9 protein-coding genes and 1 riboswitch are annotated in these 14555 nt (G+C 53.5%); of the genes, 4 read left to right on the forward strand and 5 right to left on the reverse strand.

What is annotated here, in order from left to right; genetic code table 11:
* Positions 1-6: 6 nt before the first annotated feature.
* The 4 genes from PSR63_RS25940 to PSR63_RS25955 are packed head-to-tail and all read right to left on the reverse strand — an operon-like array spanning position 7 to position 3265.
* Complete coding sequence (locus PSR63_RS25940) at positions 7-456, reverse strand: NADAR family protein (RefSeq protein WP_274328922.1); 450 nt, start codon at positions 454-456, stop codon at positions 7-9.
* An 11-nt stretch (positions 457-467) separates the two neighbouring features.
* Positions 468-1064, reverse strand: coding sequence for a bifunctional nicotinamidase/pyrazinamidase (pncA, locus tag PSR63_RS25945; RefSeq protein WP_274328924.1), 597 nt, complete (start codon positions 1062-1064; stop codon positions 468-470).
* Between the two features lie 9 nt (positions 1065-1073).
* Complete coding sequence (locus tag PSR63_RS25950) at positions 1074-1781, reverse strand: NUDIX hydrolase (protein WP_274328926.1); 708 nt, start codon at positions 1779-1781, stop codon at positions 1074-1076.
* An 11-nt stretch (positions 1782-1792) separates the two neighbouring features.
* Positions 1793-3265, reverse strand: a complete 1473-nt coding sequence (locus PSR63_RS25955; protein ID WP_274328928.1) for a nicotinate phosphoribosyltransferase — start codon at positions 3263-3265, stop codon at positions 1793-1795.
* A gap of 341 nt (positions 3266-3606) precedes the next feature.
* On the opposite strand from PSR63_RS25955, the gene PSR63_RS25960 reads away from it, so the two are divergent.
* The 4 genes from PSR63_RS25960 to PSR63_RS25975 all read left to right on the forward strand — a co-directional run bounded on the left by PSR63_RS25960 (position 3607) and on the right by PSR63_RS25975 (position 10613).
* A complete protein-coding gene (locus PSR63_RS25960; protein WP_274328930.1) occupies positions 3607-6480 on the forward strand; it encodes an FAD-binding and (Fe-S)-binding domain-containing protein in 2874 nt (957 codons plus the stop codon).
* Positions 6481-6773: 293 nt separating this feature from the next.
* Positions 6774-8177: an SUMF1/EgtB/PvdO family nonheme iron enzyme gene (locus tag PSR63_RS25965; RefSeq protein ID WP_274328932.1), complete on the forward strand. Its 1404-nt coding sequence runs from the start codon at positions 6774-6776 to the stop codon at positions 8175-8177.
* A 56-nt stretch (positions 8178-8233) separates the two neighbouring features.
* Positions 8234-9616 carry a Gfo/Idh/MocA family oxidoreductase gene (locus PSR63_RS25970; RefSeq protein ID WP_274328934.1) on the forward strand — a complete coding sequence of 461 codons (1383 nt, stop codon included), beginning with the start codon at positions 8234-8236 and terminating at the stop codon, positions 9614-9616.
* Positions 9617-9761: 145 nt separating this feature from the next.
* Positions 9762-10613, forward strand: a complete 852-nt coding sequence (locus tag PSR63_RS25975) for a hypothetical protein (RefSeq protein ID WP_274328935.1) — start codon at positions 9762-9764, stop codon at positions 10611-10613.
* 3 nt (positions 10614-10616) lie between these two features.
* On the opposite strand, the gene PSR63_RS25980 is transcribed toward PSR63_RS25975, so the two are convergent.
* On the reverse strand, positions 10617-14072 hold the full coding sequence (locus PSR63_RS25980) for a DUF7133 domain-containing protein (protein WP_274328936.1): 3456 nt from the start codon (positions 14070-14072) through the stop codon (positions 10617-10619).
* Positions 14073-14335: 263 nt separating this feature from the next.
* A riboswitch (cobalamin riboswitch) is annotated at positions 14336-14519 on the forward strand.
* Positions 14520-14555 lie beyond the last annotated feature (36 nt).

Consider the following 14555-nt stretch of genomic DNA (forward strand, 5'->3'; position numbering starts at 1 on the left):
ATTCCTTCACGTTTCAATCTTTTCTCGGAGTTCACTGCGAACTTCCATCAATATCTTCCCCAACCAGTTCTGACCGGTGCCATCTTTGCCAACGCCCCAGAAGTAATCTCGCGCTGCAGCTTCAATCAATGGCTCTTCGCCTGTTCCCAGCAGAAGCTCTTGCAACTCGTCGTGTTCATGAATCTTGGCACGGACAGCCGTCCGCATAACATCGACCTTGACCTCTTCCCAGTCGTCTCGAATCTTGACTTTTCGGCTACGTCCGAGCCTCGCTGCAATCATCGGACTCTTCGTCTCGCGAATCTTCTCTTGGTAATCTTCGTCCTCGAATTTCATCGCCTGGAAGTAATGCTCGCTGGTGCGGTACCAATGTCCGTCGATACGAAATCCAAAGGCCGCAAAGTTAGAGAACTCGCCGTACTTGCTTTTCGTGGAATAAAATTCGATCGCCATCATTGCTCTCCCGATTAGATAACCTCAACCCCTGCCGAAAGCATCTCGTCGACCGCTCTCGCACAATCACCCGACGTTAATTCAACGCCACGAATACCCTCTAGGATGACGGAAGTCTCGAAACCTAGTGATACGGCATCAAGCGCCGTAAACTTCACGCAATAGTCTGTTGCCAGGCCTACCAAGTGGACCTCCTGTACTCCCTGATCGCGAAGCAGTGTTCCAAGTCCTGTTGACTTACGATGATCGTTATCGAAGAAGCCGCTATAGCTATCGATTTCAACGTCGGTCCCTTTTTGAATGACGTGATCGATCCCTTGCAGGTTCAGACCTGGCGCTAGTTTTGCTCCGTGGCTTCCTTGTACGCAGTGGTCAGGCCATAGCACTTGCTGTAGTCCATCCAAGTCGATGACCTCGCCGATATTCCGTTGCGGGTGTTGGCTGGCAAAAGAGCGGTGATTAACCGGATGCCAGTCCTGAGTTGCGACTGTCAACGGAAATTGACCCATCAGTCGATTCGCAACGGGCACAACCAGATCCCCCTCGTTAACCGCCAACGCTCCTCCTGGGAGAAAGTCGTTTTGTATGTCGATCAGCAGTAAGGCTTTCATGTCTGCCTTTCAAATCTCGAAGTGAAATCCTTGCTTGGTCAATCGTTCGTATGCCTTTTGGTCGAATCGATAGAGTCGAGCAGCGCGGTGCGCGACATCTTTTTCGATTTCATCGGTTTCTTGGACAATCTCCATCCCGAGCACCTTCTTACGAAAGTTGCGCTTATCCAACTCTCGATCCAGGATGACCTCGTACATATGCTGAAGTTGACGCAGGGTGAACTTCTCTGGCAATAATTCAAATCCGATTGGCTGATACCGCACCTTGCCCCGCAATCGTTCGTGAGCGGCTTTCAGAATCTCCGCGTGATCAAACGCGAGTTCGGGAAGTTCACTCAGCGAAAACCAAGCAGCGTTTCTCGCATCGGTACTGGCCTGGACGTTGTGACCTTCTAAATTGACCAAGGCGTAATACGCGACCGTCACGACGCGCTCGCGTGGGTCGCGATCCAGGTCTCCAAAGGTAAATAGCTGCTCGAGGAAGATATCCTTCAGCCCTGTTTCTTCTTGAAGCTCACGCCTTGCGGCAGCATCCAGGGTTTCGTCCACATGAACGAATCCGCCTGGCAACGCCCATTGCCCTTGAAACGGTTTCAAATCACGTTGAATGAGCATGACCTTCAGGTCTTCTTCGTCGAGTGCAAACACGACGATATCTACCGTTAATGCGGCCCGCGGGTATTCGTATTGGAACTTCTTTGACAATTTGTTTCGCATGGTTGTCCTTCTTAATCACCCAACTGTGGCCCACGCTTTTCGTGGATCATGCGATCTCGCACGTCGTGCAGTCCAATGTCGAGTCCCACAGGATACTCGTGTGGGTTCATGAACCGACGGATCGTCGGATGAACCAATTGCAACTGTTCGAGAGCTCGGGCACGAATGTCTTCGAGTGGCTCCATTTCGCCCACGCGTACGCCGTTACGCATCGTCGGGACCAGTAGGTCGTTCGACTCAGCATGCTTGCTGAGCCGTTTTCTTCGCGTAGTGTCTTTGCTGTCGACGATGATCTCTCGCGGATCGATGCCGCGTATTTCGTCGTAAATCATATCGCCGATCAGCCCTTGTTCGCTTTGATATCGGCGGACCTGCAGCATGCCGGGAATCGAGGTTTTGATCGCTTGTTCCGAAAGCTTCACCTTCGGCTCCCAGCTGCCATCTTCGAGCTGCATAGCGGCCAGCTTATAAACACCACCAAGTGCTGGTTGATCGAACGCGGTCGCCAGCTTGGTTCCCACGCCCCACACGGCAATTTGAGCACCTTGGTTCTTCAAGTTTTCCATGATGTGTTCGTCGAGGTCATTCGACGCGACGATTGTGGCCTTCGGAAAACCTGCATCATCAAGAATCTTTCGGGCCTCGATGCTGAGGTATGCCAAGTCACCTGAGTCGAGCCGAATCCCTACCATCTCATGGCCACGCTCGCGGAGCTTCTTTCCTACCTGGCACGCCTGACGGACGCCTTCGAGCGTATCATACGTATCCACCAAAAAGACACAGTTGTTAGGCATGACCTCTGCGTATCGCTCAAACGATTCAAGTTCGCTATCAAACGACATCACCCAGCTATGGGCGTGCGTTCCCTTGACGGGGATACCATACAGCTTGCCTGCCAAGACATTCGACGTCGCCGCACACCCACCTATGTACGCGGCACGGCTTGCCGAAAGGGCACCATCGATTCCCTGCGCCCTCCGCAGGCCAAATTCCAGTACCGGATCTTCACCCGCTGCAGCCCGGATCCTCGATGCCTTCGTCGCGATCAGCGTCTGAAAGTTGATCATGTTCAACAAGGGCGTTTCCAGCAGTTGGCACTGAAGAATCGGCCCCTTCACACGGAGCATTGGTTCTTGGCCGAACGTCACCGTTCCTTCAGGCATCGCATCGACATCAACGGTGAGTTTCAAATCACGCAGTTCATCCAGGAATGCCTGTTCGAAGAGCGGCTGGCCATCATTCCCTGTTAACTCGGCAAGATAGGTAACGTCCGAGTCATCAAAGCGATATGCCTCGAGATAGTCGACCGCTTGTTGCAGTCCCGCCGTAATCGCATAACCACCCTTAAAAGGTGGCTTGCGAAAGAAGAGATGAAACACGGCCTCCTGATCCGCACGACCTAACTTCCAATAGCCGTAGGCCATCGTCAGCTGGTAAAGGTCAGTCAGAAGCGCCAACGGTGGCTGATAAAGTTGCTTGAGCATGGTCTTCTCACTTTCTAAGTGTATTATCGACACTATGCCTGGTTTGTCAACGACATTTTATCTTGGTTTCTTGGACCTTCGCATTCTTGCAGATGCCAGCTGCCGCCAATGGCAAATTCTTCCCAACCAACAAAATCAACAATGAAGTCGATCCAGGATGGGAATTCGCCGCCGGTACTTTAAGATGGGATATCAACACCTGATGATCCCACCTCACATCCCTGAATTGTCACCCTATGCAGTCGACGCCCCCTTCGTCCCAAACGGTCACCCCCGATCTCGCCGATGCATTCAATGAGTTGCGATCCCATCTGCAGGGAGAGCTGCACACGGGATCATTGATGCGACGTCTTTATGCGACCGATGCTTCCGCTTATCAGCAAATGCCACTCGCTGTCGCAATTCCCGTAACCAAGGAAGATATCCGCCAGCTCATCTTGTTTGCCGATCGACATGCAGTCGGCCTTATTCCTCGAACGGCAGGAACTTCCCTGGCAGGGCAAGTCGTCGGCAGCGGCATTGTGGTCGATGTCTCTCGACAATTCACGCAGATTCTCGAGATCGATCCCAGCGCGAGAACCGTGTGGGTCGAGCCGGGCGTGATTCGCAATGAGCTGAATCTCGCTCTCAAGCCTCACGGAATGTTGTTCGGCCCGGAAACATCAACTCAGAACCGAGCGATGATCGGCGGCATGGTTGGGAACAATTCTTGTGGATCGAACTCGATTAAGTACGGCAGCACGCGTGATCACTTGTTAGAAATCGAGGGTTTTCTCGCGGATGGGACCTTCGTCACGTTTGGGCCACTGACGGCCGACGAGTTCGAAACCAAGTGCAACGCTCCTGATTCGTTAGAAAAATCCATCTATCAGCAAATCCGAGAGATGCTTTCGGATTCCGCGAACCGCGAGGAAATCGAACGGGAATTTCCCAAGCCTTCGATCCCTCGAAGAAACACCGGCTACGCGATTGACCTATTGATGGACGCCGAGGTGTTCGATCCGTCCAGTACGAAGCGATTCAACTTCTGCAAGTTAATTGCCGGAAGCGAAGGTACGCTCTTTTTCGCTACTAAGATCAAGTTGAACTGCTTGCCACTGCCTCCGCCGGTCAGTGGGTTACTGTGTGCTCATTTCGAGACCGTCGATCAATCGCTACGAGCGACGCAGATCGCCGTACAGCACGACTGCTATGCCTGTGAGCTAATCGATCATTTCATCCTGGAGTGCACCGAACGGAGCATTGAGCATCGCGCCAACCGATTCTTCGTGCAAGGCAAGCCTGGAGCGATCATTGTGGTCGATATCCGCGGCAAGACCCAGGAAGAAGTCCAAGCGGTGTGTGATCGGATCATCGCCGAGATGCAAGCAGCAGGGCTCGGCTATGCCTACCCGGTACTCTTTGGCGACGATACCGAGCGGATCTGGGACTTGCGCAAAGCGGGGCTGGGGCTGCTCGGCAACATGCCAGGCGATGCCAAGCCTGCTCCGGTGGTGGAAGACACATGCGTCGATGTCGACGACCTGCCAGAGTACATCGCCGAGTTTAACCGGCGGCTGAAAGAACGGTTCGGACTGGAATGTGTTCACTATGCACACGCAGGCAGTGGAGAGATCCATCTTCGCCCCGTCATTAACTTGAAGACGCCTGAAGGGAATCAGCAGTTTCGCCAAGTCGCCGAAACGATTGCCGAGTTGGTCAAACACTATCGAGGCTCGCTCAGCGGCGAACATGGAGACGGACGACTTCGCGGGGAGTTTCTACGGCAGATGATCGGCGAGCGCAACTACGAGTTGGTCAAGCAAGTCAAGCATACCTGGGACCCGAAAGGAGTCTTCAACCCGAACAAGATCGTCGATACGCCTCCGATGAATTCTTCATTGCGCTATGCACCAGGGCAGAAGCCACGCCAACCGGAGACCTTGTTTGATTTCTCAGCAAACTTCGGCATCCTCGGCGCGGCGGAAATGTGCAACGGTTCAGGCGATTGTCGCAAAACAGAGCTGGCTGGTGGAACGATGTGCCCGAGCTACATGGCCACGCGCGACGAGAAGCACACGACGCGAGCTCGGGCGAACACCCTTCGTCAAATCATCACCGAGTCGGATTCAGCCAACCCGTTGGACAGCGAAGACCTCAAGGATGTGATGGACCTTTGTCTTTCCTGCAAAGGATGCAAGAAGGAATGTCCTTCGACGGTTGATATGGCCAAGTTGAAAGCCGAATTTCAGCAGCACTACCATGACGTGCACGGCGTACCTCGGCGATCGAAGTTGATTGCCGACTTCTTCAACAAGCAGAAAGTGGCTGCCAGACTTCCTTGGCTCTGGAATCTTATGTTTGGTACGCCAGCGATTAGGAAACAACTTAATTACCTGACTGGTTTTCATCCTGATCGCACGATTCCGCTCTTGCCTAAGCAGACGCTGTCCGCATGGCATGCCCGACATAAACCTCATGCCAAAGCTGGAAGCGAAGGTAAGGTGCTCTTCTTTAATGACGAGTTCACCAACTTTCATGATCCGCACGTCGGTATTGCGGCGATCAATTTGCTGGAGCACTTAGGGTATGAAGTATCGCTTGCTCCCATCACAGAGAGCGGACGGACTTGGCTATCGAAAGGGTTGCTCCGAGAGGCCAAGCAGCGAATCGAAGAAAACTTACAGGCTTTAAAAGAAGCGATGCACGAAGGCGTACGCATGATTGGCGTCGAGCCTTCAGCGATTCTGACGTTTCGTGATGAAACGTTAGAGTTAGCTGAGCCAGAACTAAGATTTATCGCCCAGGATATCGCTCCTCGGTGCCTGATGTTCGAAGAGTTCTTTCAACAAGAGATGCAAGCCGGAAACATCTCCGCCGATTCATTTACCGACGAGCCCAAATCCATCCACCTTCACGGACATTGCTTTCAAAAGGCGCTCGCGGGGCAGTCAGCGAGCATCGCAGCTCTCAGTCTACCTCAGAACTACACCGTCAAAACGATCCCCAGTGGATGCTGCGGCATGGCAGGTTCTTTCGGTTACGAAGTGGAACACTACGATGTATCAATGAAGATTGGTGAGTTGGTCCTGTTCCCTCGCGTACGGGAGTTACCATCCGAGGTCGTCGTGGCCGCCCCAGGCACCTCATGCCGTCATCAAATCCACGACGGGACGCAGCGAAAGGCGCTACACCCGGCCGAAATATTATGGGATTCTCTGCGAAAATCGCCCTGATTTAACCGTAACCAGGCTCAATTCTGAAAGTTTCTATTCGAATTTTGTCATCGGCCTTTTGCCATTTTGTTGCAATCGACACCCATGCACGAGAAATATCCCGCGTTATCTCCGACGATCCTTTAATAAAGCGGCTATACCACGCTGAATCGCAAACTCTTGCAACGAAATGACGTTCGCCTAGAATTATCGCACGCCTCGTGACATTCCCAGTCACCACCTCTCATGTTTCTCCCTCCCGCTAACTTCCATTTGCCACCGTCGTTTCCGTAACGGGTCTCAAAGCACTTCGCATGAAACTGTCGCTTCTTCTATCGGTATGTTCCCTTGGTATTGCTGCTGGCTATTTGTCGGCTGCTGACGTTGATTTCGCCAAAGACGTGGCTCCTATCTTGGAGACGAATTGCGTTTCCTGTCACTCCGGCGACGAGCCTGCTGGCGATTACCTACTGACGACAAAAGAGGATGCGTTTGAATCCGGCAGTGGTGGTGCGATCCTTCCGGAATCCCCAGAAGACAGCATGTTCTACACCATGACCGTGCTGCCACGTACCGACGAACAGTTGATGCCACCGCTTCGTTCAGGTGGTCCTCTCTCGAAGGGCGAAACCGAGACGCTGAAGAACTGGATCGCTCAAGGAGCCAAGTGGCCCGACGATATGAAGCTCAAGGCCCGTGCCAAGGAAGGGCCACGATTTACTACGCCGGACGACTTTGAATTGGTGAAGCAGATTCACGCCAAGATTGTTACCCAGGCCAAGAAAGAGCAGGAAGACCCGGCAAACTATAAAAACACCATTCCCGTTACCGAGGTCGAGTACGAAATGATCGCCATTCCTGGTGGCGAGTTTGTTATGGGAAGTCCAGAAACCGAAGAATTTCGACGCCCTGAGGAAGGCCCCCAAGCCAAGGTTTCTGTTGATCCTTTCTGGATGGGCAAGTGCGAAGTGACCTGGGATGAATACGAGCCGTTCATGATCACCCAGGTTGATCGCCGGAAAGATGGTTCGCGTATCGACTACGACACCAAATCGCACACGATCGTCGATGCTGTCAGTCAGCCGACGCCACCCTATACAGAGATGAGCTTCGGGATGGGGCAGCATGGCTATCCAGCCATCAGCATGACACAGCACGCAGCTAACAAGTATTGTCAGTGGCTCAGTGCTCAGACCGGACATTTCTATCGTCTGCCAACCGAGGCTGAATGGGAACACGCTTGTCGTGCCGGTACAACCACGGCTTACTCATTCGGCGACGACCCGGAAAAGCTTTTCGATTATGCTTGGTTCTATGATAATGCGAACGAAAAGTATCAGAAGGTCGGTTTGAAGAAGCCTAATCCATGGGGCCTGCACGATATGCATGGCAATGTCATGGAATGGTGTGCCGACCAGTACGTGCCCGACTACTTCGAGAAGATTCAGAAAACGACCAAGAACCCGTACATCAAACCCGTAAGCCTCTATCCGCGAAGTGTTCGCGGTGGCGGATGGGATGATGATCCGGATCGCCTTCGCAGCGCAGCGCGGCGCGGAAGTGAAGCGGTCTGGAAGCAGCAAGATCCTCAGCTTCCCAAGAGCATCTGGTATCACACCGATGCTCAGCAACTAGGCTTTCGTATTGTTCGCCCCGTGAAGGTACCCTCGCCCGAGGAAATGTACTTCTATTGGAACAGTGCCAAAGACGTCTACTAAACCCCACTCCTATTCATCATCCCCAACTCCCTATTCCATTGGTCACAGGACTTATTATGAGCGAACGACTGCAAACCAAGAACAATCGCCGCGACTTCATCAAGATTGCCGGTGCGGCTTCCGCCCTGGGTGCTTTCGCCGTACCAAACGTTCACGCCGAAGAGAAAGAGATTGGCAAGATCCAAGTCGCCCTGGTCGGCTGTGGTGGTCGTGGAACCGGTGCGGCGGCCGACTCGCTGAACGTGCCTGCTGGCTGCACGAAGTTGGTCGCCATGGCCGATGTTTTCCAGCATCGCCTGGATGGCAGTTACAACGCACTGAACCGTACGTTCCAGGAAAACAAAGACAAAGTCGATGTTCCGAAAGATCGCCAGTTCGTGGGCTTCGAAGCCTACAAGCAAGCAATGGATGCTCTGAACCCAGGCGACATCGTAATCCTCGCCACGCCGCTGGCTTTCCGTTGGGTCCACTATCAATACGCCATCGACAAGGGCCTGAACGTCTTCATGGAAAAGCCGGTCATCGCCGATGGTCCTAGTGCCAAGAAGATGATCGCCTTGGCAGAACTTGCTGACAAGAAGAACATCAAGTCGGCTGTGGGGCTGATGGTGCGTCACTGCCGTGGTCGTCAGGAACTACACGAGCGAATTCAGAACGGCGAAATCGGTGATATCGTCTGCATGCGTGCTTACCGTATGCACGGCCCGGTTGCCTCGGCGTTCAGCACTCCGAAGCCAGAAGACAAACCGGAAGTCATGTATCAGATCGAACGCTTCCACAGCTTTCTGTGGGCCAGCGGTGGTTGCTTCAGTGACTTCTACATCCACCAGATCGACGAAACTTCATGGATGAAGAATGCGTGGCCTGTCAAAGCTCAGGCACTCGGTGGACGTCACTACCGCGGCGACTTCATCGATCAAAACTTCGATACGTACGCCGTCGAGTACACCTACCCGGACGGCTCGAAACTGTTCTTCAATGGCCGCACGATGCTTGGCTGCCGCAACGACATGTCGAGCGTTGTCCACGGTAGCAAGGGTTCGGCAATCGTGAGCACCTCGGGGCATACGCCTGGTAAGGTTCGTACCTTCAAGGGCCAGAACCAGAATCGCCGCGAAGTCGTTTGGGCTTACCCGCAGCCAGAACAGAACCCGTACCAACTAGAATGGAATGACTTTGTCGACGCGATCGTCAACGATCAGCCGTACAACGAAGTTCATCGCGGTGTTCAAGCAAGCTTGGTGACGAGCATGGGCCGTATGGCAGCTCACACAGGCCAAGAGATCACCTACGAACAAATGCTCCACTGCGAGCAGGAGTTCGCACCGAACGTCGACAAGCTGACCGCCGATGGGCCAGCCCCGGTGACGCCGAATGAAGAAGGCAAGTATCCGGTTCCAATGCCCGGTCAAAACCGCGACGTGGAATACGTGGTCTAATTACTTGGTTCTTTTCCGAAATACGAAAGCGTTCCAGTTGTCTTCGACTGGAACGCTTTTTTGTGCGCCAATTGTTTGCCTCGCTCCGGCTAGCAACGCTAAAGTACAGGAAGCACTACTCAACCACACGATGGAGGGTGTCGCCATGGAGCCATTCGGACAAACGGTGCTTGAGCCTGCGGAAGATCGAGGATCGAATTGGAGTTACCCGGAACGAGAACGCGTCAACATGCCGCTTGTGGTAGGGACGATTTTCGGTTGCTGGGTGCTGGCGATGTTTGGGCCTTTTAGCTTTCTCTTCCCGCTTCTAGCCATCATAGTTATGGCCCGCCTTCTTGGTAAAAGACAGCTGCTGGCTGCCTTCTCAATCGTTGCATTCTCCCCGTTCATGCTGGCTGTGGTCATGGCAACGTTCAGTTACGCCAATGGAAGCGCGACACTTCTAGGCATGGGCTATCCAGGTAATGGGTACTTTAACGTTGATCCCACAAGCCGCTGCCTACGGACCAACGGTGGATGTTGTGTCTCAGGAAATGAGTGGATATTCATAGTGCCGAACAACATGACCGTAAAGGCTTTGTGCGCTACGCTGGGACCGATGCCAGGTTCGTATCGTGGAACGTACCCAACAGAAAAGGAAGCCAAACTGGCGATTCAGAATGGAACGGAGATTTCGGAAGACGAACTGCGCGACGGGTTCCTGGCAATCGAAGGTCACAATTTGAAACTGGATGCAGGAGTTGGTGCTCGCTTGTTAGATCAGCTCCATTACGACCTGTTATTTGAAGATCCGTTACCGCCCATCACAGCCAAGATCTATGATCAGGACTGCTTTGTTCTCCGTATTCCAGTGGTTCAAGACTGGGATTCGACGGCGCCAGCTGCGGTCATTACGTTAATATCAACAGAGAAGGGGCGTCCCTTTGCATACTACTACGAAGGTGACTATCACCGTCCTTTTCCGCCGGTGACCTGGAACCGTAGCCCCTACGAGTAGTCACTACTCCGATTTGTTCGCTTTCTGAGATTCCAAGAAGCGAATGAGTCCGTGCAATTCGGCTTGGGGAATCTGCTCGCCAAAGTTGTTTGGCATCAACGATAGTGGAGAGTCCTTACGAAGTTCGATATCGTCCTTAGGAATACGAACTTCTTTTCCTTCCGCATTTGCCAATACGAGGACCTCTCCTTCTTCCCGCCTCGGAAGTCCGGAAATCACTTGGCCATCAATGGTTTGAATGAGTACCGTCTTGAAGGCAGCATCGACGTTGCGGCTGGGTGCCAAGACATCCTCAACAATCCGCACCACGGGGCGATTGCCGATTCCGTCTAGCTGTGGCCCGATGAGATTGCCTTGATCGCCAATCTTATGACATGCGGCGCATCGCTTCTCAAACGACTTCGCACCCGCTTCAAGCGATGCTCGGCTCGACACGTGGAGTTCTAGGAACTTCTGAATATTCGCTTGTTCTTGAGCGGAAGCCGGTGGAAGGTTCGAAGTTAGTTTGGCAATCCGATCCCGAAGGTCGCCCGATTGGACGATTGCTTCCGTTTGTTGCTGCCACTTCGGATCTTGCAGCACGCGTGGTGATGCCTTCCCTTGATCAACGGCATTGAGTAGAGCTTCCACTCCTTCCTGGTTTTGCCCAAGCGCAAGCGCAATTTCAGCTTGCTGCTGGGCTGCGGAGTTCTTCAATTGTTCGACGAGCGCCTGATGCGCAGTACTATTCGCCTGGAATCCGAGTAGCCGAATAGTTCGCTGCTGCACAGATGGTGTAAGACGGGACTCCGTGAGCCAAGCAACCAGATTGTCGGAGACTAACTCACCACTTCCCAGTTGATGCAAGGTTTCGGCGATGGAGAGCCTTGTCTTCCAATCTAGTTTTTGATCGGACAGAAGCTTCGTCAGGTGGGGCACAGCCGATGTCAGCTTGAACCCTTGTACGGTTTGCAGCAGCTCGATCTTCGAAGGCGATTCGCCTTCGAACGTCAAGGGCGGCACCTCTGGCGAAAAGTCACATACGGCGATCCACGCGTAAGAAGCGGCCGCATTTCCATCGATCACTTCTACGTAGCCTGGCTTACCGGCATGCTCTCCAAGTGAAAGGGTGTACTGGTTGGCGACATCATTGCGAGGAACCGTTTGCTGCGCGATTACCTCGTCCCCATCGGCCAACAAAACGCGAACAAGGTTTGCCTCGGGGCTCTTTGTTCCCGGCAGGCCGTCCTGCCCACACATCCAAAAGCGAATCTCGCTGGGCAAGGCAAAGCTGCGACTCCGCAGGATGCCCGTTTGCTGCTCTCCGTGGACAATGCTATCCAAGAACTTCTGCGTATCGCCGGAAGATGTCGTGCGATCACGTGGTCCCCAGGGGTTGATCGCCGAAGGACGATCATCGGACAGAGAATGGACTGTCCAGGACTCGGGACTTGCCAGCTCCGGAGACAGATCCTTCCAGAGACGTTCTGCCCACTGGTGTGCCAGCGGATTATCAGCAGGACGCCGACCAGCCTCTTGTTCGGCACGGCTAAACTGGCTCAAAACAGAAAGCTGTTTCCACGCCGGTGACGGCTTGGTCAGTTCAATGATTCGCTCAAGCATCTTCGAGTCGTTCTGACTTGCCGCTTGTCTGGCTACTCGCCGGACAACTTCCCAATCGATGGAATTGCTATCGGTTCGCATAATCAGCCATTGGGCTGCTGGTTCGCTCTCCGAGATCTTCGCGATGGCGGCAAGTTGTTTGACCTCCTCATCGTTCCACTTCTGCGAATCGAACTGAGCAACGACTTCGGCCGAACGAAAATGCTCACGGAGTGCCAAGCGAATCGTATGCACGAGGTGGCTATCTTCAGGCAGGGTCTGCTGCCAGGCAACCAGCATCGGTTGCACGTTGGTGGCATCTGGGTGACGTCCCAGGGCATCGACTGCGGCACGGACAACAAATGCATCTTGATCTTGCAAAGCATGCTGGACGATGTCTCGTTCAACCGCCGACCAGGTTTCGCGTTCGGCCAGGGCCTTGATCAAGTGAACGCGAACGAGTCGATCCAAATGGCCTGCTAATTGTTGTATTTCGTCGTCGTTCAATCCTACGATTCGCTCCACAACCCATAGGGCATGGGCCAATTGCCGCGGACTCGCCTGATCTCGAAGCGAATGAATCGCTTGAACGGCCGTCTCGGCATGACTCTCGACCAACAGGTTTGTAGCCATGGTGCGAACGAATAAGTTCGCACTGTCTAGCTGAATTAACAGTTCTTCGGTGGAAAGCTTCGACAAGTCGGCAGGGGAGGCAACTGGCACCGAAGAGTTGTCTTCCCCCGTGTAGACGATTCGCCAAACGCGTCCATGAGTTCGATCGCGATCTGGGTGGTCTAACGGCGACTCGTAATGCCCGATGATCGGATTGTAGAAGTCGGCAATGTACAGTGCACCATCTGGTCCCATCATGACGTCGACCGGCCGGAACCAGGTATCGTCGCACGTCACCATGTCTGGCTGGGTATCAACCTGATAGGTAGAACCAAACTGCTTGAGCCTGTCACGATGGATGACCTGCGACACTGGATTGCAGATAAAAAGATGGTCGCGAAACGCCTGCGGGAATTGCTCGGCCGCATAGTAAGCCGGACCGCAGATGCCTGTTGAACCATGATTATGATTGATCATGGTTGGTCCGAATCCTAAGGCATCGGGCTTGGCACCGAAATGAGGATATCTGGCACCGCGTAGCAACTGGTAGACCGGCATCGAATGACAGTCGGCATCGTACAGGTTGCCTAGCGGATCAAACGTCATGCCGAATGGATTGACCTGGCCGAAGGTGAACTGTTCAAACCGGCTGCCATCGGCCTGAAAACGATAGGTATTGCCCGACTGCAATCGGGTTACGTTACCTTCGCCGTCGGTAATCTCCGACGTGTTCGAGAACCCATGGCAGCCGTAGATCCAACCGTCGATCCAAGGCGTGAACGAATTGACCATGCCGTGCGTGTCGACGTTTCCTACCGAACCATACAGCTTGGTTCTTTCGTCGGCGACGCCATCTCCGTCAGAATCTATCAGCTTGTCGATATTGGGAATGCTGTAAACGATCGCCTCGTCACCATCGCCAAGGGGCGTTTCCCCAATGGGAATGTTAAGCCCGGTAGCAAACTTGGTGACCTTCTTGCCGCGGCCGTCTGCTGCAAAACCTTTGACAACGGTCACCCAATCACGCGGAGCATGCTCGCCGATGCCAGCGAATCGATCTGGCCTCGGCTGTACGCCAGGGCCTTTCGCCGGATAGGGGTACTCGACGCTGCTGGTAATCCATAGCCGCCCACGGGCATCGAAATTCAAATTCATGGGTTGCCCGATCTCCGGCTCACTCACGACTAGCTGAATCTCGAAACCAGGGGGTAGATGAAAGAGCTTTTGCTGCTGCTCGGGCGTATTCGGCGGATCAGCCGCTAGCAAACAAGCTTCTGACACAAGAACGAGCAATGCAAGCAACGGCAAGAGGTTGGTTTTCATAGAATAGGAGGGGGAGCATAAGGTGAGCAAAAATGAGCTGTACCCTGAGTATATCTCCGCCACTGAGACTATTCCAACCATGCCGGTAAACCCTGACGCGCGTAACTTTTCCGGCTCGGCAAGCCATGGCAGTCAGATCGGATTTGAAGGAGCATGTGCCCCGCAAGGTCGATGTAATCAATACGACGCATGCACCAACCACTCGCTAGCATTGCGTGCGTCGCCATCGTGTCTATGGGAACCGAGGAAGTGGAGTGCAAGTCTCCCACCGCCCCGCGACTGTAACGAGGACGAGCGTCACAAACCACTGAAGCAACCATAGGCTGTTTTGGGAAGGGTGGCGTGAGGTTGAATCGAAGTCAGGATATTCGCCCCATTAGACGTTGTTGTTTTCAAACATTTCCACGAGGGATGGAAAGGTCAACA

The sequence above is a fragment of the Bremerella sp. P1 genome (assembly GCF_028748185.1).
In the GTDB taxonomy this organism is placed as follows: domain Bacteria; phylum Planctomycetota; class Planctomycetia; order Pirellulales; family Pirellulaceae; genus Bremerella.

Coding starts and splice junctions, on each gene's coding strand:
- PSR63_RS25950 (WP_274328926.1), bottom strand. CDS start 1,781: ATGCGAAACAAATTGTCAAAGAAGTTCCAATACGAATACCCGCGGGCC.
- PSR63_RS25970 (WP_274328934.1), top strand. CDS start 8,234: ATGAGCGAACGACTGCAAACCAAGAACAATCGCCGCGACTTCATCAAG.
- pncA (WP_274328924.1), bottom strand. CDS start 1,064: ATGAAAGCCTTACTGCTGATCGACATACAAAACGACTTTCTCCCAGGA.
- PSR63_RS25955 (WP_274328928.1), bottom strand. CDS start 3,265: ATGCTCAAGCAACTTTATCAGCCACCGTTGGCGCTTCTGACTGACCTT.
- PSR63_RS25940 (WP_274328922.1), bottom strand. CDS start 456: ATGATGGCGATCGAATTTTATTCCACGAAAAGCAAGTACGGCGAGTTC.
- PSR63_RS25960 (WP_274328930.1), top strand. CDS start 3,607: ATGCGACGTCTTTATGCGACCGATGCTTCCGCTTATCAGCAAATGCCA.
- PSR63_RS25965 (WP_274328932.1), top strand. CDS start 6,774: ATGAAACTGTCGCTTCTTCTATCGGTATGTTCCCTTGGTATTGCTGCT.
- PSR63_RS25975 (WP_274328935.1), top strand. CDS start 9,762: ATGGAGCCATTCGGACAAACGGTGCTTGAGCCTGCGGAAGATCGAGGA.